Source organism: Paenibacillus sp. MT124, assembly GCF_058792755.1.
Genome location: NZ_CM179500.1, coordinates 4,492,258 through 4,508,599 on the forward strand (window position 1 = coordinate 4,492,258; position 16,342 = coordinate 4,508,599).

Genomic DNA, 16,342 nt, shown 5'->3' on the forward strand with positions numbered 1-16,342 from the left:
AAATGGAGTAGCGGAGCGTAGGGAAAACTACGTGAGCAACGGACATTTCGGCTGAATTCCATATTCGATGCTGATGATGCCGCTAGGCATCCTTCGTAATCAAAAGCGGACTTTTTGAACAACCTCTTAAACGTGTTATTTTACTCTTTTACCCATTGAACCGAGGCGCCAAGCGCCTGCAAATGATCAAAATATTGAGGATAGGACTTGGCTACGTGGTGTGCATCCCGAATACGAAGCGGCTCTTTGGAACGAAGGCCAACCACGGTCAATGCCATGATAACGCGATGATCGAAGTGAGCATTAATCTCTACGCCGCCTTCGACGCCCTCCGGACGTCCGTGAACGATAATCTCGGCCTGGCGCTCTTCCACGTTTGCCCCTGCCTTGCGCAGCTCGTTCAGGTAATCCGTAATTCGGTCACATTCCTTGTAGCGCAGGTTCTCTACATTATAAAACCGTGAGGTCCCTTCCGCAAATACAGCCGCGGCTACCATCGCCAAAACAGCGTCCGTCGCTGCATCTCCGTCAAATTCTACGGCTTTCAAGGTTCCGTTACCTTGTACATGTACCACATCATTTTCATGCGTGAGCGGCACTTCCATCATTCGCAGAACGTCAACAATCGCGCGCTCCCCCTGTTTACTCTGTTCCATCAGGCGCAGAATCTTCACATCCGATTGAGTAACCGCCGCTGCAGCCAGAACTGCGGCCGAACCAGGATAGTCTCCTTGAACGGTATACGTTTGCGGTTGATAAGCCTGACCACCAGGTACGCGGAAAGACATGTAATCATCGCTCGCATGAATAACGATTCCTGCCTGTTCAAGCACTTCAAGTGTTTGACCGATTACCACTTTGGACTTGAGGTCGTTCAACACTTCAATGGTGCTGTCTTCTGCAAGAAGCGGAGTAACAAAAAGCAATGCGCTCAAATACTGGGAACTTACTGATCCGGACACACGGATATGCCCGCCCTTGGCATTACCACCTTTGATCGTGATCGGCAGTCGTCCTTGTTCATGCTGCACTTCAACACCAAGCTGGCCAAGAGCATCAATCAGGTCGTCATGCGGACGTTTACCGAGTGAGTCCGGATAGGTATTCACAAAGGTAACTTCAGGGCAGAGCGCGGTTACGCCCATCAGGAAGCGAAGCACTGCACCTGCGTTGCCTACATTTAACTCGCGCACATCACGAGGATGACTGCCGAAGCCTTGAATGACGATCTTGCTGTCATCTTCTTCTAGTACGGCTCCAAGATCACGGATACATCTGCGCATTGCATCACTGTCTTCGCTGTGGGCCGGATAATGAATTGTACTTGTACCTTCTGCCAGTGCTGCTGCGAGCAGATAGCGGGTAGTGTAGTTTTTGGAGGAAAGGGCTCCAATTTCCCCATTCAGTGTAGGGGTTGGTTTAACAATTACGTCCATGGATGAAATTCTCCTTCATTGATCAGATTAATCTGCTTTATATATTTGTTACAAATAAAACGAAGTCGATTCGCTAAATTGACATCCCCCACATAGCTTGGGTATCATTATAGGCGTTAAGTCCATACAGAAAAGAGGACCTGAATGATGACTCAAATAGCTGAAATAGAAACATCCGAGCTGCGTCGCCGCCTGCAGGCAGGAGAGAAGCTTCAGATGATAGACGTTCGTGAGGACGAGGAAGTCGCGCAAGGCATGATTGAAGGAGCCAAGCACATCCCGCTGGGACAAATTCCGGACAGATTGTCCGAAATCGAAAAGTCCGGCGAGATCATTCTGATCTGCCGCAGCGGTTACCGCAGCGAGCGTGCCGCCGAGTACCTGCAGCAGCTTGGTTATGCAGGCTGCACCAACATGGTTGGCGGCATGCTGCAATGGCAGCAGGAAGACTGAGTAATATGGAGCAGAAACCCAACACAGCGTTATCAGGAATCGCAAAAAGGCAATTTCCCTGTAGCCTTTGGATTCCGCTCCGCTACAGTCAGTTTTAAACGGGCCATCTGGCCCGTTTTGTTATATTCCCACCAAATCATTGCTCCTTATCATCTGCTTCACAGTTGTAACTCCCCAATACTTGAGGTCATAATAGACATCAAAATGCAGCGAATACAAGCTTAGACGCGGTAATGCGCTAAAATAAGACGAGACACTTCAGCTGCGGATAACTCGGTTGTATCCACTGTGTAATGCGCAAATTTATAGGCGTCCTTCCGTTCCTTCATAATGGTATGAATGCGCTCCTTTGCATTGCCTGCCAGAAGAGGACGTTTATCATCGCCGCTTACGCGCTGTACAATTACTGCGGGATCAGCAGTCAGCGCAACAATCCAGCCGTTCTTCGACATGACATCACAATTGTCAGAACGTAGTACCACACCGCCTCCGGTTGCGACCACCTGCGACTTCTTTTCCAGAATCGAACATAACATGCGGCTCTCAGCATCACGGAAATACGACTCACCTTTGCTTGTGAACAATTCCGGAATCGTACAGCCTTCCTCTTTCTCCACCGCGGTGTCCACATCGATCAGCTTGTAACCCAGCTCACGGGCGAGCAGGTCAGCTACCGTTGATTTGCCGGTTCCCATCATGCCTATGAGAATAATATTGTTAGACTTGCTCAAGGGTGTACACTCCTTTATCTCAAGCATTTCATGAGCGCTTTTGTCCTATCATAACACAGCCCTGCTAACGGGGGAAGGCCACAATAGGTCTGTTGGAAAACAGACGTATCATGAAAAATGACCCGGAAGCATCCGGCATACCGGAACTCCAGGCCATTCTTCAAGAAAGGGTGTCTCAAACGAACAGGGAGAGCACCCCAACCTCATATTAAAGCTGTTAAGCTTCGAATGAACAAATGTATATTATTCCATCCAGTTGTGATGAAAGCTTCCCTCTTTATCCACACGTTTGAACGTGTGAGCGCCGAAGTAGTCACGCTGCGCTTGCAGCAGGTTTGCAGGCAAACGCTCTGTACGATAACTGTCGTAGTAGGAAAGCGCGCTGGAGAAGCCAGGTACCGGAATACCTTGCTGTACAGCAGCTGCTACAACTTCACGCCACGCATCCTGGTAGGATTCAACGATATTTTGGAAGTATGGATCCAGAAGCAGGTTTTTGAGTGCTGCATCTTTGTCATAAGCTTCTTTGATGTTTTGCAGGAACTGCGAACGGATAATGCAGCCGCCGCGGAAGATCATCGCGATGTTACCGTATTTCAGATCCCAACCATACTCGTCGGAAGCCGCACGCATTTGGGCAAAGCCTTGTGCATAGGATACGATTTTACTTGCGAACAATGCTCTGCGTACACTTTCAATGAACGCTTTTTTATCGCCGGAGAACGCTTCGGCTTTCGGTCCATTCAGGATTTTGCTCGCAGCTACACGCTCGTCCTTCATCGCGGACAGGAAACGGGAGAATACGGATTCTGTAATCATGGACAACGGTACGCCGAGATCCAGCGCGCTTTGGCTTGTCCATTTACCTGTTCCTTTTTGTCCAGCCGCATCCAGAATAACGTCAACCATCGGTTTGCCGGTTTCCGGATCGTATTTGGAGAAGATATCTGCCGTAATCTCGATCAGATAGCTGTCCAGTTCGCCTTGATTCCACTCTGTGAAGATTTCGTGCAATTCCTCAACGGAAACATTCAGAACGGATTTGAGCAGGTGGTATGCCTCACCAATCAACTGCATATCTCCGTATTCAATACCGTTATGCACCATTTTGACGTAGTGTCCGGCACCATCCGGTCCGATATATGTACAACAAGGATCGTCGCCAACCTTGGCGGAGATGGCTGTCAGAATCGGTTCAACCAGCTTGTACGCACTTTCCTGTCCGCCCGGCATAATGGAAGGACCTTTCAACGCGCCTTCTTCACCGCCGGATACACCGGTACCGATAAAGCGAATGCCTTTTTCCTCCAGCTCTTTGCTGCGGCGCTGGGTATCAGGGAAGTAGGCGTTCCCTCCGTCAATAATGATGTCGCCCTCATCCAGGTGAGGCAGTAATTGCTCAATGGTTGCATCCGTCGCTTTACCGGCTTGTACCATGATCAAAATTTTGCGCGGGGATTCCAGGGATGCCACGAACTCTTCAATGGAGAACGTGCCTGTGAGGTTTTTGCCTTCAGCTTCTTTCAGAAGATCATTGGTTTTCTCCGGGGAACGGTTAAATACCGACACCGTGAAGCCTCTGCTTTCAATGTTAAGGGCCAAATTTTTGCCCATTACTGCAAGTCCAATGACACCGATCTGTTGTTTTGCCATCTGGGTCCTCCATCCTTTGCTCCAATTAATTTTATTGAAATTGACTCTCAACAATACCCCCATTTTAACGGTTTTACGCATGGAAGTGAACCCCGTACTCCTGCTGCGCAACGAGAAAACACCCCAAATATCTGAGGTGTTCATCGTATTTTCATAAATACGGTCTTCCTGCTCAACCTTCGAGCATCAGCATGTGCCCGGACAGACGCTTTAATGTCTCTCGGCAGATGTCTGCTTTCTCTGTATTGTCCATCTGAATGGCAGCGTACAGACGCTCCAGTTCATCATCAATTTCCATCCGCAGGAGCATGAGACGCTCCTCCCCTTCTCGCGATAGAAACATCTCTTCCATCTCCTCCGCCGTCGGCGCGGGTTCCTTTTGAAAAATGACACGCTGTTTGAAGCCGGAAACTTCCACGAGACGTATTACCTCACCAAACAGAATGTTCTCCACCGTCATCTGCTGATCCTTGAAACGTTTAACGACAGCATGCCCGCGTGTATCCCCTATCAGCTTCTCAAGCCATTCTGCCAGCTTGGCGTCCTTAATGATGTAGTCACCTGTCATCTTGTAGTTCCCGCTGCGTGTCTGTTGAAAACGGAGCTTTACCAGCTTGCGCCCGGTGCGGACAGACAGAATAAAAAAGGATTCATCCTCGCTCCAATATAGTGAATACCCTTCACGAATAAGGTCTTTGATCAAATTTTGGATATGCCGACGGTTGAACCGCAGCTCCAGATTGCAATATTCAACTTCATAACTCTTATTCACGGCACTCCCCTCCATTTGTACCGGATGTGTTACCGGTCCTCTTCTTCCCGTGCTTAATTCATTGCTTCTTCCGTATCGGCTTACCCTATTTTATACTTCATTTTATGTAAGGGTACTTGGTTATTTGACTATTTTTCATCGAATCCTACAGTGGAATCGATGTTTCCGCGAATGCACAGGGGCAAGCCCCCGAATTTCATGATATACTGGACGCGAAATGGAGGAATACAGATCAATTTCTCGGGTTTTAACGACAACGATTTTGATGTATTTCAAGTTTGAGGATTTTGATAAAATCATTTAGCAAGCTGAAGACGGGGAAAAAAGCCGAGGTGATGTGCGGTCTGCGCAGGGATCGGGATATTCCGCTTCTTGCAGACGGGGACAAGTTCATGGAAACGGTCCGTTCCACATCCCAGACGCTCCTCCCGCTGTACAAGATGTCTTTTGCTTAAGTCCCTCAGAAAAATGGGTCCATTAACATCTATAAACAGTAACCATGTTCTGAATGTTGTGGCTTGCATATAGCAAAAGGAGTTCCAACACCGGATTCAACCCGGTATAGGAACTCCTTTTTATGTTCATTTGGCAGGTGCTGTGCGATACGGTCTTCGCGATAACACAAAATGCACAACCGCAAGCCCGGCCATAACAACAGCACTTCCGATAAATGGAGCCGGGTGGCTGATGTGGTCCCATAACAACCCCGAAACGATGGGGCCCACAACCATGCCGGACCCCTGAAGGGTGAGGAAAAATCCCCAGATGGCCCCTCGCTCCCCCTTCGGTATGAGAGTAGCCACGAAGGTATTCCAGGCAGGTAAAATCATGGCATAACTAACCCCTACCATCATAACGATGCCGAAAACAATCGGAATGGATGTAATGGACGCAAAGGCAAACAGACTTGCAGAGGCGAGTAAAAAGCCCATATGCAGAAATATCGATGTCCCGAATCGATCCACCATTTTACCCACTGGAAGCAGGGCAATCACCGTTATACCGCCGCCTGCGATTAACAGCAGACTATACAGGTTTGGTGAAATATGAAGGTCAGTTCGGGTATACAACGTAATAACCGGACTGAGGAGGCCTATAACAAAGGACTGCATAAACAGGGCAGGGTATACCAGCGGATTGACATTAAGCGTGCTGCGCACCCGCTGCAGGGTCCCCTGTACACTGTTTTTGAGCCTGATTAAAGGTGTAAGCAGATGAGGCTTCGGCGGGTATTTAACCGCTTTTGCGGTCGTTTCCCCTACTGTATGCTGCTGTTCTTCCACCACCACCCGTCCTGGTAGAATCATGGCGACCAAAATAACGAGGACGGCACAGCCAAGAAGGACAAGAAATACGGTACGATAATCGTGGTCGGTACGCTCAAGCAGCCAGTTCATGCCGATCGGTCCAAGTCCCGTTCCACCCAAAGCGGCCATTTCCAGTGCCCCCATCGCTGTTCCGTTTTTGTTTTGAGGTCCTGACAGGGCAGTCACCCCCGTCATGGCACAGGGCCAGAGCGGTGATGTCCCCACACCAAGAATCAGACAGGCCAGAGCCAGTCCAAATGCACTTTTGAAAAATATGATCATGAGTACCGCAATCAATGTACAGATCAGGGCCGTCACCATCGTTGCACGAAAACCGATGCGTTCTGCTGCCCAGCCCGATGGTGCCCTGAACAGATTGTCACCCAGGTATTGAAGGGCAAAGGCTACACCAATCACCCCTGCGGACAATCCCAAAATATTATCCATATACACTGGCAGGACGGCCACCAGTAGTGCTCCTTTAATCACTTCAACCAAGAAAAGCGTTAACCACATCGCGATGAAAAATGGTGAGCGCAAAATTTTGGCTGGTTTAATTTCTGTCTGCATTTCATATTCCCCTTTCGGTGTTCACCGGCCCATCTCCTATCCATACTGTAACCGTCAGGGATACGCCCAAATCTTAGCAATTTGAAAATTTGTCAAGCCTACCGCTTGCATTCGGTTCCTAATTTGCTATACTCATCTTTGTTTGACATTTTATCAGGAAAGGTTGTGACAGCACTGATGGATCACCGCCGTACGCCGCTGTTTACCGCTTTAAAAAACCATGCGGCACTCAATCCGGTGCAATTTCATATCCCGGGACATAAAAAAGGATTGGGAACGGATACCGAATTTCGTGAATTTATCGGCGATAATGCCCTCTCCATAGATTTGATCAACATCGCTCCGCTGGATGATCTTCATCAGCCAACCGGTGTCATTGAGGAAGCGCAGATTCTGGCAGCCGATGCATTCGGAGCCGATCATACCTATTTTAGTGTGCAAGGCACAAGCAGTGCAATCATGACTATGATTCTGTCGGTATGCGAACCGGGTGACAAAATTATTGTGCCCCGCAACGTTCATAAATCGGTCATGTCTGCCATTATTTTCTCAGGAGCGAAGCCTGTTTTCGTATCTCCCGCACAGGATGCCAACCTCGGTATCGACCACGGCGTGACTACAGGTGCTGTACGACGTGCGCTTGAGCGTCATCCGGACGCCAAGGCATTGCTGGTCATTAATCCAACGTACTTCGGTGTATGTACAGACCTAAAAGAGATTGTCGAACTCGCACATAGCTACCAAGTGCCTGTACTTGTGGATGAAGCACATGGCGTACTCATTCATTTCCATGAGGAACTGCCGTTGTCTGCAATGGCTGCCGGAGCGGATATGGCTGCAACAAGTGTGCACAAACTTGGCGGTTCCATGACACAGAGTTCCGTGCTGAATCTGAACACCAAGAACGGATTTGTGAATCCGCAGCGTGTACAGACGATTCTCAGTATGCTGACTTCGACGTCCACTTCGTATATCTTGCTTGCTTCACTTGATACGTCAAGACGCAATCTGGCGCTGCACGGTCACGAAATGGCGCAAAAGGCCATTGATCTGGCCCAATTCGCGAGACGTACCATTAACGATATTGACGGTTTGTACTGCTTCGGCAAAGAGCTGCTCGGTACGGAGGCAACCTTTAACTATGATCCAACTAAAGTAACCATTCATGTCCGTCATCTTGGCATCACAGGCTATGAGACCGAGAACTGGCTGCGTGAACATTACAATATTGAGGTCGAGCTCAGTGATATGTATAATATTCTGTGCCTGATCACTCCTGGCGATACGGATGAATCGGTGGACATCTTGCTGAACGCACTTCAAGATCTGTCCCGTACGTATTATCAGGTTAACCCTGCACATGAACTTGTGGTTAAGGTTCCTGACGTTCCACAATTGATGCTCACACCGCGTGATGCATTCTACGGGGATACGGAGGTCATTCCTTTTAAAGAATCTGCAGGACGTATTATCTCTGAATTCATCTACGTATACCCGCCTGGAATTCCGATTCTGCTGCCGGGTGAGGTTATTACGCAAGAAAATATTGATTACATTATCGACCATGTAGAGGTTGGATTGCCTGTAAAAGGCCCCGAAGACCGCAGTGTCACCAATGTGAAAGTCATTGTGGAAGCAGATGCGATTTTCTAAGGGATTAGTCTAATGATCCTACCCCCATGGGTAATGATATCGAAGGACCAAGCTCCGGCTTGGCCCTTTTTTGTTGCTTTTTTAAAGCGTGAAAACAAACAAAAGACCCCTTGAGATCAAGGAGCCCCGTTGTTCTATTGCATAAGAAAAAAATTACTCTTGTCCTGCGACGAGCTCGTTGTATGCCGCTTCAACGCGGTTCCACTCGGCTTCGTCTTCAATATTGTAGAGCACCATTTCCTCGTCTTCTTCTTCCATACGCAGAATGATGCCGTCAGCTTCAGGATTGTTACGTTCCAGTAGGAGCGCATAAACATGGTTTTCCACGTCAAACGTCTCCACCAAAACCATCTCCACGTCATTTCCGTTCTCGTCTGTCAGAGTCAGAAGAACTTCTTCATGCTCGTGGTCGTGGTCATGGTCGTGACCGCAGCCGCAGGCATCGCCGTGTTCATGTGTGTGATCGCTCATTGATATACCTCGCTTTGTAAATAGAAATTGTGTAACCTTGCATATCGTAACATGTTCGCAAGGCTAGGTCAATTTACTCAGCAACGTTATTTTTCGCCTCATTCGTTCAGTGCGGTAATGATTTTCTCTGCCACCAGAACGTAGTTGCTGTTTGCATTTTCTTTAATATGAAAACCAACCTGGTATTTGCCAGCACGACTGAAATCATACGTAAAATCGTAAGTCCGGAACCAGAAATTATCTTTCTGGGTTTTGAGCTCCTGGGATTGAATATCCTTCACCTGGCCACTCGGATTGGTAATGGTCACCTTCACTGCGGCTACATCCGTTGTTAAGCTGTCCACTTGAGAAAACACATTGAATTTCAATTTGCCAACGTTCACGTTGCCAAATACGGTGTCTCCCTTAAACAGAAAAATATGTACATTCGGCTTAATCACCGTTACTCGCTTGTTGCTGTTATCCCATTTGGCGATCCCGCCTGCTTCTCTCACAGGTACATAGGTCGTTCCATCGATCAGGTAACCTCCGTCAGCTGCTTCCTTGCCGTTAATGAGCACCCGAACCTTTTCGTTTACGGAATCCGCAAACAATAAAGACCCGCCGAGCAAGGAGAATACCGTGACACACAGCAATATTCTTTTCCATTTCATTCCGTCAATATTCCCTCCCCTGCTGCAAGCTGTTGTACATTTATACTGCAGGTTCAACTACAAAGTTGCGCTGTTTTTCATCATTTTTCATTTTTTATCCAGAAAATTTCCCACCCCTTGGAACAATCAAAAAGAGGCCCTTCTCCTTCGAGAACGCCTCTGTAGTATGGTTGTTGTAAATACGAGCTTATACGAATTATTTCTGGGAAACTTCAGCCTGAAAAGACACTTAGGAAGTCGTGTGCCGAGTCAGGATGCAAGGAACGCCTTTCCCTACGGCTCCTGCCGTCCGCATGCGTGCAGCGTATTCCATGCCTCGTGTACAGGGTGTCTTGCATCGCTCGCACACATCTGAAGTGACCAATTTCATGGACACACGGAGTTTGTCACTCTTCAACGCTGGTGCTTTTTTACCTTTGGCCTTTGCCATCCCGGATTCCCCATTTCCGCAAGTGCTTACTAATGTAGTGCATCATATGGGGATTCGCCCGGTTTGGTGTCAATGCCGAACGACTATTCTTGCGAGATCGTTAGATAAAACCACCGTTTACACGCAGTGTCTGTCCGGTGACCCACTGCGATTCAGGGCTGACAAGAAAAGAGATAACACTTGCAATGTCCTCCGGTTCGCCCAAGCGACCAAATGCATTCATCTTGCGCAGCCCTTCCAGCTGCTGTTCTGTCTTGCCAGCGGCAAACAGTTCCGTATTCACCGGACCAGGTGCCACTGCATTAATAGTAATCTGTTTGGAGCCGAATTCCTTCGCGAGCTGTCGAGTAAATTGCTCCACTGCACCCTTGGTACCTGCGTACACGCTATATCCGGGAAACATCTGGCCAATTACGGAGGTGGAAAAGTTCACGATTCGTCCTCCGATTTCCATGATTTTCAGAGCTTGTTGACAGGCAAAGAACGTCCCCTTCACATTAATCGCAAATTGCTGGTCAAACTCCTCCTCGGTAACGTCCGCCAAAGGTGTCGTTTTCATCACTCCTGCGTTGTTGATCAGAATATCCACTTTGCCCAGCTGCTTCACCGTTTCGGCAAATAAGTGCTCCACATGATTCTTTTGTGCCAAATCTGCGTGGATCGCGATCGCCCGGACACCCTTTTGCCGAACTCGTTCTGCCACTTCTTCAGCCTTGTCTGGACTGCTCGCATAGTTGATGACGATGTCTGCGCCAAGCTCGGCGAGCTGCAGCGCTATAGCCCGTCCAATTCCGCGTGATGATCCAGTAACGATGGCAACTTTACCTGATAAATTTGTCATGAGATTACTTCCTCCCTGTATTCAGATGAAATACACCTTGCTCAATCAGCAACCATACCTGCTCAAATTCCTCATCGATGGTCTCACGATGCCATTCATACGCATGTGCGGGATGATGAAAGCGAGCTGTTGCGTGTAAAATTCCTGCAGCAACCTTGTTCGGTTTCGGGAAACGAAGCTGCTGGTTCTGCTGTATAATCTCGGCGAGATGCTGTGTTAACTGCTCCACATGTCTGTAAATGAGTTCTGCCGATTCCTGTGTAACCTTGGCATACATATCAAATAACTCTGTGTCTGATTCTGCATAGTGCCGTTTAAGGTGATTTAAGGTTTCGATATATTTTTTGAGATGCTGTATTCCTTCTCCAGCTTCGGTCTGTACGCTTACGACCTTCGCAAGTGGAGCGATAATCTCATCTTCCAACCACTGTGCCGTTACACCTTCAAGCAACTCCTTCTTGCTGGCATAATGCCTGTAAATGGTTCCATGGCTGACTCCAAGCAATTTGGCTACATCTGTAACGGAGGTTTTGGCAGCACCAAAACGCCGGATGGTTTCCTGCGTGGCTGTAATGATCTGCTCTTTGGTCAGAAATTCAGAAATTTTGTCTTTGGTCATATCCTTAAGATGGTTAGACTAACCACCCATTTGTCACCTCCATCGTAAAGTTAGAATATCACAGTTTATGACAAGTGACAAATATTGATTTTTGTCATTTGTCACTCTAATGATAAATGCTCTTCAATCCCAGCAAAAAAGAGCCCCAGCAAAGGGACTCTTCATCTAATCGCTTCTTTATTTAGAAAACATACTTGAACAGTAAGAATAGGACAACCAGAATTCCTCCAAGAATCAGCCAGTTGCTGATTTCCCACCAAATGCCTTTACCTCCACCCGATATAAGCTGTTGTTCACGCTCCTGATGACGCTGGCTGTGTGTTTCTGTCTCTGAGGCATGCGGTGGTTTGCTAAAATCCATCATATACATTCCCCTTTCCAGCAGCTAAGTTCCGCCTTCAAGTTCCATTGTAACCCAGAATTGAGTTAAAGAATTAATTAATCTCATAGTAGATTCTGTTATCTATTCAGCGGATAACTCATCCTCTGTAACCCATTTATGATTTTTCACCAGATCTCCTCCAGTTGTCGGAATGTAATCCACCATATACACTGTCGTCTGTTTAGCGGAATCAACGGTGGCTTTCGCCCCTTTCATACCGGTCATGTGATCGGCATCCAATACAACCTCTGCTCCAACTTTAGAGGGCTTATCTTTGGGCTCCTTTATTTCCTCCTGAATCACCCACTTGTGATTCTTCACCGGCTCTCCTCCCGTTGTCGGTGTATACGTAACAGCATAAACGGTCGTTTCATAGGCCCCAACAATCGTAGCGGTTGCCCCTTTCATACCGGACATATGGTCGGCACTCATGATAACCTGGCTGCCAACCGGATAGGTAGGATCCACCTTTTCCATAAGCCCTTGCGGCAGCTCTCCTGAATCCGAATGGTGCATTTCTCCTGTAGTGGCTGTATGACTGTTATTGCTGTCTCCGCTGCCATTGCCGCTATTCTGTTCCGTATTTTTACCGCAACCACTTACTATCAGACTTCCGGTGATCAGTAGAGATACCATCATCATTACGTATTTTTTCATGTCTACTCTCCTTTGAAATGCTAATCTAGATATCCTATAATATACCCCATATAGGTATATTTCAACCTTCAACCTCCAAGCTTTACCCTTAGACCACTATAATAAAAAAAAACACCTTCAACTCTGTCCTTTCCCCTTTTTGCAATGGCAATGGGACAGACATTTGAAGGTGTTCTTAGTTCGTATTGATTGTTACGCCATCTCCAGAGTTACATTCACATTGCCTCTGATTCCTTTGGAGTATGGGCAATAGTCATGGGCAAGTTTGACAAATTTCTGGGCTGTCTCTTCGTCAAGACCCTCAATTTTCACTTCCAGCTCCACTTCCAACTTCACTCCGTTGTCCGAAGGATCTGTAACAAGCATAACCGTTGCAGATACGGTGCTTCGCTCAATTTCCACATTGTGTTTCTTCAATTGAAACTCCAAAGCAGAGTTAAAGCATGCACTATATCCTGCTGCAAACAGCTGCTCCGGATTCGTAGCCGTAGTCACTTTACCACCAAGCTCCGGCGGTGCAGCTACATCCAGCATAAATACGTTATCTGGTGATTGTACGATCCCTTGACGTCCACCTGTATTGATTACTGTCGTTTCATATAGAGTTTTCATTGTCATTTCTCCTCTTCATCATTGAATTTTATTTGATAAAATAATCTCGTTTAATTATTGTTTACAATTTGATTGTACACAATTTAATTTTGTTTGTAAATAATTATTTTGTTATAAAAAAAGAAGCCGCCATATTGGCGACTTCAACACTTCGTTTTCTTATTTTATTGCCTCTGATCCTGAAAAATCAGTTGAAATTTCCACTTGCGCGCGTGTCGGTCTTGGTAATGTTGCAATCACTCGCTTACCCATGGCAATAAACGGCTTTTCGATATACAGATAAAGGACATATGATAAAGTTATTGTTATAACCAGCAAAGATACAAAAGACAGCCCTGCTGTAAGGAGCTTTGAATAATTTAAATCGATGAAGAATTTTATTATGAAAGGCATTATTATCATATGCATCAAGTAAAGTGAATATGAAATGTCAGCGCCGAATTTAGACACTTTATTCGAAAGGAGTCCTCCAATTAATGAAATAATTGAATATATACTTCGTGGCAAAACAAGCTTCAAATTCTCGTAAAACATTAAGAAGATGAGCCCGATAGATAAGATAATTGTTAACCTGTCCTCCACCGCAAGAATAATGCACCCGTTAAGAGCAACAAATCTCCATCTAAGTTTTTTCAAGGCTGCCGCCGCAACCATCATACCCAAGATAAACACAGGCATTCTAAAGAAAAGGGCAGCTGGCATATCAAAATATGATTTTAAATAGTTAAGTGATAAAACAGATACTACAACGGAAATAACGGTTATCACACTAAATCTCAAACTTGCTTGTTTTCTAAACAGGACAGCAAAAATTATCGGGAACATAACGTAAAATTGCATTTCAAGTGATAAACTCCATGCTACAGATAGTATAGTACTGTCTTCGTGAGGTATCAGCCCATGAATAAAAAGTAAATGAGAGAACATACCCACCAATGTTGGCGTCTCTAATTTGCTCTCATTACCAAAAACAGTAATCGAACTACCGGTAAAAAACTCCAATATTTCTTTCCTTAACAAATACATATTTTCAACAAGGAAAAAGGCAGCAATTATAGCAAGAAAGTATATAGGGTAAAGTCTGAAAAATCTTCTCAAAATAAATTTTACTCCTGTGGACGCATCAAGAAATGGTTCTCTTTCTTCCCTGAGAATATAGTGGTAAGTCATTAAGAAACCAGTTATGATCATGAAGCCATTTACAGCTATTATGGGCTGTTGTAGTAGACTCGAAACAAAAGGAATATTAAAGAAATTTGTGCCCCCAATAATGATGTAGAAGTGCCCACAAACAACCCATAATGCTAGTAAAAACCTCAAACCATCCAATACACTGGTATTCAACTTCATTGCCCAGCACCTCTCTATCCACTCGTCTTTTGATACATAATGTATCATTTATTATTTGCTTTGATCAAGCACAATAATGAGTGAACTACATAAAGTGGCCTAACCGATTAAGAAACGTTAATGTTAAATGTACGGAACCCCTTGGACACTATAAAAATTACTTCCACAAACAAGAAAAAAGCCCTTGCTACGCAAGGACTTTTCGATATGATCTGTAGTGGGCTCGAACCACTGACCCCTACCCTGTCAAGATAGTGCTCTCCCAGCTGAGCTAACAGATCATGATAACCTATTCTGTTCGAATGAAGTAACAGTATCATACCAAGTAAACGCCTACAATGTCAATGGTTTATTGGTTATATTTTGTGGAGATTGGAGCACACTAAGGAATGATTACCATTTCATTAAAGAGGTGACTTCTATGCCACACGCAAGCTCCCATAAATCCTGGACCTATCGCAAAAAATGGGGCTTCATTCTCCCCCTCACCATACTTATTCTCGTGATCTCCGGTTGCAGTCTGGAACGGGATGAACATACCGTGCGATTTCAACAACTACAGCAACCGAATGTAACGGATGACCTGCCTGTTTGGCTTGATGTCTACTCGAAATCTGTCCATGAAGACGTCTATTCGCCTCAGGGAAACAGTGAACTTTTGCCCTGACACTCTTGCATGTTATCACTCATCCTCATCCCACTTTCTGGAGTAGGCTTTCTTGGTTACGTAATATAATAAAGCGATCATTCCGGCAGACATCAAGAGTGTAATGGTCATAATTCCTACCACGCCCATCCTCTTCGCCCCTCTCCTAATATGTTCCAGACTCAACTATACAGGAAAAGCGATTTTTTGTATAATGCAGTCTGATATGTCGCTCAAGAGCAGAAAGAAGGAATGGAATTGGCAGCCGAAATTAGTTATGTAACGACAGATGAACAGCTCCAGCAAGCATTGGGCATCCGCCATGACGTTTTTGTCATCGAGCAGCAGGTGCCTGCCGAGATTGAAATCGATCAATTTGATGTCATCAGTCCTGATGTACATCATGTTTTATTAAGTACGAACGGACAGGCTGTAGCTACAGGACGACTTATCTATTACAGCAAGGATACGGCCAAAATGCAGCGAATCGCTGTGCTTCAATCCCACCGTTCATTCGGTTATGGACGTGTACTCCTGCTTGCCATGGAAGAGCGGGCACGGGAGCTTGGCTTGACTTACTCTGTACTGGATGCGCAATGTCAAGCCCAGAAATTTTATGAGAAGCTCGGATATGAAGTGATCTCGGAGGAACCTTTTTATGATGCCGACATTCTGCACGTACGCATGAGAAAGAGTCTGTAAACCTATCCTTCAGTGAATCTACGTGTTTTACAAGTGTTCTACGATGTCATGCATACTTTTCTTCGATTCGGACAGGCTAAAGGGGAACTCAAATTCTCATTTCCTCAGATAAGGAGTGTGACATGATGAATCAGACGACACGTGAGAGCTTCACAGCAGTACAAAAGAATGGCGACGGTGATCTGACTGGCTTTCAAACCTCATCTGGACGCATACTTGATTATCAACAAGCGCTGGCAGAAGTACAGGCAGGAGCCATAGCGGGTGTGAATGTGTTTAAAGGCAAGGACGGGGAAATGTACATTCGCGGCGATGCGGACGGCGACCCGACCAACAATCTGGATCAACTCCCCACTTTCTGAATATATGAACGATGTGCAATAACGAAGCAAGCGCCAGTCCGC

The 16,342-nt window shown here is 46.2% G+C and carries 20 protein-coding genes and 1 tRNA gene; 6 read left to right on the forward strand and 15 right to left on the reverse strand.

Going from position 1 to position 16,342, the window contains the following annotated elements:
• Nucleotides 1-140: 140 nt before the first annotated feature.
• The gene (aroA, locus tag AC3RCI_RS20260) at nucleotides 141-1,436 is read right to left on the reverse strand and encodes a 3-phosphoshikimate 1-carboxyvinyltransferase (protein ID WP_127537840.1); all 1,296 of its coding nucleotides are present in this window, start codon (nucleotides 1,434-1,436) and stop codon (nucleotides 141-143) included.
• A 147-nt stretch (nucleotides 1,437-1,583) separates the two neighbouring features.
• On the opposite strand from aroA, the gene AC3RCI_RS20265 reads away from it, so the two are divergent.
• Nucleotides 1,584-1,889, forward strand: coding sequence for a rhodanese-like domain-containing protein (locus tag AC3RCI_RS20265; protein ID WP_095290189.1), 306 nt, complete (start codon nucleotides 1,584-1,586; stop codon nucleotides 1,887-1,889).
• 221 nt (nucleotides 1,890-2,110) lie between these two features.
• Here the strand turns inward: AC3RCI_RS20265 and AC3RCI_RS20270 are convergent, their stop codons facing one another.
• The 3 genes from AC3RCI_RS20270 to AC3RCI_RS20280 form a co-directional block, all read right to left on the reverse strand.
• Nucleotides 2,111-2,620, reverse strand: a complete 510-nt coding sequence (locus AC3RCI_RS20270; RefSeq protein WP_492526128.1) for a shikimate kinase — start codon at nucleotides 2,618-2,620, stop codon at nucleotides 2,111-2,113.
• Between the two features lie 243 nt (nucleotides 2,621-2,863).
• On the reverse strand, nucleotides 2,864-4,273 hold the full coding sequence (gnd, locus tag AC3RCI_RS20275) for an NADP-dependent phosphogluconate dehydrogenase (RefSeq protein WP_492526130.1): 1,410 nt from the start codon (nucleotides 4,271-4,273) through the stop codon (nucleotides 2,864-2,866).
• Nucleotides 4,274-4,445: 172 nt separating this feature from the next.
• On the reverse strand, nucleotides 4,446-5,045 hold the full coding sequence (locus AC3RCI_RS20280; RefSeq protein WP_127537838.1) for a YkzI domain-containing protein: 600 nt from the start codon (nucleotides 5,043-5,045) through the stop codon (nucleotides 4,446-4,448).
• Between the two features lie 287 nt (nucleotides 5,046-5,332).
• Between AC3RCI_RS20280 and AC3RCI_RS20285 the strand changes: the two genes are divergently transcribed.
• Nucleotides 5,333-5,500 (forward strand): hypothetical protein, encoded by a 168-nt coding sequence (locus AC3RCI_RS20285; RefSeq protein ID WP_492526132.1) that lies wholly within the window; start codon nucleotides 5,333-5,335, stop codon nucleotides 5,498-5,500.
• A 126-nt stretch (nucleotides 5,501-5,626) separates the two neighbouring features.
• Here AC3RCI_RS20285 and AC3RCI_RS20290 read toward each other — a convergent pair whose 3' ends face one another.
• Complete coding sequence (locus tag AC3RCI_RS20290) at nucleotides 5,627-6,922, reverse strand: MFS transporter (RefSeq protein WP_492526134.1); 1,296 nt, start codon at nucleotides 6,920-6,922, stop codon at nucleotides 5,627-5,629.
• 177 nt (nucleotides 6,923-7,099) lie between these two features.
• Between AC3RCI_RS20290 and AC3RCI_RS20295 the strand changes: the two genes are divergently transcribed.
• Nucleotides 7,100-8,575 (forward strand): aminotransferase class I/II-fold pyridoxal phosphate-dependent enzyme, encoded by a 1,476-nt coding sequence (locus AC3RCI_RS20295; RefSeq protein WP_095290184.1) that lies wholly within the window; start codon nucleotides 7,100-7,102, stop codon nucleotides 8,573-8,575.
• A gap of 153 nt (nucleotides 8,576-8,728) precedes the next feature.
• On the opposite strand, the gene AC3RCI_RS20300 is transcribed toward AC3RCI_RS20295, so the two are convergent.
• The 10 genes from AC3RCI_RS20300 to AC3RCI_RS20345 form a co-directional block, all read right to left on the reverse strand.
• Nucleotides 8,729-9,046, reverse strand: a complete 318-nt coding sequence (locus AC3RCI_RS20300) for a DUF1292 domain-containing protein (protein ID WP_095290091.1) — start codon at nucleotides 9,044-9,046, stop codon at nucleotides 8,729-8,731.
• A gap of 98 nt (nucleotides 9,047-9,144) precedes the next feature.
• Nucleotides 9,145-9,699, reverse strand: coding sequence for a stalk domain-containing protein (locus AC3RCI_RS20305; RefSeq protein ID WP_095359403.1), 555 nt, complete (start codon nucleotides 9,697-9,699; stop codon nucleotides 9,145-9,147).
• Nucleotides 9,700-9,928: 229 nt separating this feature from the next.
• On the reverse strand, nucleotides 9,929-10,129 hold the full coding sequence (locus AC3RCI_RS20310; protein ID WP_095359404.1) for a hypothetical protein: 201 nt from the start codon (nucleotides 10,127-10,129) through the stop codon (nucleotides 9,929-9,931).
• Between the two features lie 100 nt (nucleotides 10,130-10,229).
• Nucleotides 10,230-10,970, reverse strand: a complete 741-nt coding sequence (locus AC3RCI_RS20315) for an SDR family oxidoreductase (RefSeq protein ID WP_492526136.1) — start codon at nucleotides 10,968-10,970, stop codon at nucleotides 10,230-10,232.
• Between the two features lie 4 nt (nucleotides 10,971-10,974).
• A complete protein-coding gene (locus AC3RCI_RS20320; RefSeq protein WP_492526138.1) occupies nucleotides 10,975-11,589 on the reverse strand; it encodes a TetR/AcrR family transcriptional regulator in 615 nt (204 codons plus the stop codon).
• Between the two features lie 181 nt (nucleotides 11,590-11,770).
• On the reverse strand, nucleotides 11,771-11,953 hold the full coding sequence (locus AC3RCI_RS20325; RefSeq protein WP_095290083.1) for a hypothetical protein: 183 nt from the start codon (nucleotides 11,951-11,953) through the stop codon (nucleotides 11,771-11,773).
• A gap of 99 nt (nucleotides 11,954-12,052) precedes the next feature.
• Nucleotides 12,053-12,628 (reverse strand): YdhK family protein, encoded by a 576-nt coding sequence (locus AC3RCI_RS20330; RefSeq protein WP_492526140.1) that lies wholly within the window; start codon nucleotides 12,626-12,628, stop codon nucleotides 12,053-12,055.
• A 192-nt stretch (nucleotides 12,629-12,820) separates the two neighbouring features.
• Entirely contained in the window at nucleotides 12,821-13,240 is a 420-nt protein-coding gene (locus AC3RCI_RS20335) for an organic hydroperoxide resistance protein (protein WP_095290080.1), read from the reverse strand.
• Between the two features lie 159 nt (nucleotides 13,241-13,399).
• A complete protein-coding gene (locus AC3RCI_RS20340) occupies nucleotides 13,400-14,590 on the reverse strand; it encodes an acyltransferase family protein (RefSeq protein ID WP_492526142.1) in 1,191 nt (396 codons plus the stop codon).
• A gap of 208 nt (nucleotides 14,591-14,798) precedes the next feature.
• Nucleotides 14,799-14,871, reverse strand: a tRNA-Val gene (locus AC3RCI_RS20345).
• A 140-nt stretch (nucleotides 14,872-15,011) separates the two neighbouring features.
• On the opposite strand from AC3RCI_RS20345, the gene AC3RCI_RS20350 reads away from it, so the two are divergent.
• From AC3RCI_RS20350 to AC3RCI_RS20360, 3 genes are all read left to right on the forward strand, one after another.
• Nucleotides 15,012-15,257 carry a hypothetical protein gene (locus AC3RCI_RS20350; protein ID WP_336780611.1) on the forward strand — a complete coding sequence of 82 codons (246 nt, stop codon included), beginning with the start codon at nucleotides 15,012-15,014 and terminating at the stop codon, nucleotides 15,255-15,257.
• A 237-nt stretch (nucleotides 15,258-15,494) separates the two neighbouring features.
• Entirely contained in the window at nucleotides 15,495-15,938 is a 444-nt protein-coding gene (locus AC3RCI_RS20355) for a GNAT family N-acetyltransferase (RefSeq protein ID WP_095290183.1), read from the forward strand.
• A gap of 125 nt (nucleotides 15,939-16,063) precedes the next feature.
• Nucleotides 16,064-16,300 (forward strand): DUF3892 domain-containing protein, encoded by a 237-nt coding sequence (locus AC3RCI_RS20360; protein ID WP_095359408.1) that lies wholly within the window; start codon nucleotides 16,064-16,066, stop codon nucleotides 16,298-16,300.
• The last annotated feature ends 42 nt before the right edge of the window (nucleotides 16,301-16,342 follow it).

What these genes read in the sequence shown, in the direction of transcription:
- AC3RCI_RS20265 (WP_095290189.1), top strand. Translation starts at nt 1,584, where the DNA reads ATGACTCAAATAGCTGAAATAGAAACATCCGAGCTGCGTCGCCGCCTG.
- AC3RCI_RS20290 (WP_492526134.1), bottom strand. Translation starts at nt 6,922, where the DNA reads ATGCAGACAGAAATTAAACCAGCCAAAATTTTGCGCTCACCATTTTTC.
- AC3RCI_RS20330 (WP_492526140.1), bottom strand. Translation starts at nt 12,628, where the DNA reads ATGAAAAAATACGTAATGATGATGGTATCTCTACTGATCACCGGAAGT.
- aroA (WP_127537840.1), bottom strand. Translation starts at nt 1,436, where the DNA reads ATGGACGTAATTGTTAAACCAACCCCTACACTGAATGGGGAAATTGGA.
- AC3RCI_RS20325 (WP_095290083.1), bottom strand. Translation starts at nt 11,953, where the DNA reads ATGATGGATTTTAGCAAACCACCGCATGCCTCAGAGACAGAAACACAC.
- AC3RCI_RS20295 (WP_095290184.1), top strand. Translation starts at nt 7,100, where the DNA reads ATGGATCACCGCCGTACGCCGCTGTTTACCGCTTTAAAAAACCATGCG.
- gnd (WP_492526130.1), bottom strand. Translation starts at nt 4,273, where the DNA reads ATGGCAAAACAACAGATCGGTGTCATTGGACTTGCAGTAATGGGCAAA.
- AC3RCI_RS20320 (WP_492526138.1), bottom strand. Translation starts at nt 11,589, where the DNA reads ATGACCAAAGACAAAATTTCTGAATTTCTGACCAAAGAGCAGATCATT.
- AC3RCI_RS20305 (WP_095359403.1), bottom strand. Translation starts at nt 9,699, where the DNA reads ATGAAATGGAAAAGAATATTGCTGTGTGTCACGGTATTCTCCTTGCTC.
- AC3RCI_RS20300 (WP_095290091.1), bottom strand. Translation starts at nt 9,046, where the DNA reads ATGAGCGATCACACACATGAACACGGCGATGCCTGCGGCTGCGGTCAC.
- AC3RCI_RS20335 (WP_095290080.1), bottom strand. Translation starts at nt 13,240, where the DNA reads ATGAAAACTCTATATGAAACGACAGTAATCAATACAGGTGGACGTCAA.
- AC3RCI_RS20340 (WP_492526142.1), bottom strand. Translation starts at nt 14,590, where the DNA reads ATGAAGTTGAATACCAGTGTATTGGATGGTTTGAGGTTTTTACTAGCA.
- AC3RCI_RS20315 (WP_492526136.1), bottom strand. Translation starts at nt 10,970, where the DNA reads ATGACAAATTTATCAGGTAAAGTTGCCATCGTTACTGGATCATCACGC.
- AC3RCI_RS20350 (WP_336780611.1), top strand. Translation starts at nt 15,012, where the DNA reads ATGCCACACGCAAGCTCCCATAAATCCTGGACCTATCGCAAAAAATGG.
- AC3RCI_RS20360 (WP_095359408.1), top strand. Translation starts at nt 16,064, where the DNA reads ATGAATCAGACGACACGTGAGAGCTTCACAGCAGTACAAAAGAATGGC.
- AC3RCI_RS20310 (WP_095359404.1), bottom strand. Translation starts at nt 10,129, where the DNA reads ATGGCAAAGGCCAAAGGTAAAAAAGCACCAGCGTTGAAGAGTGACAAA.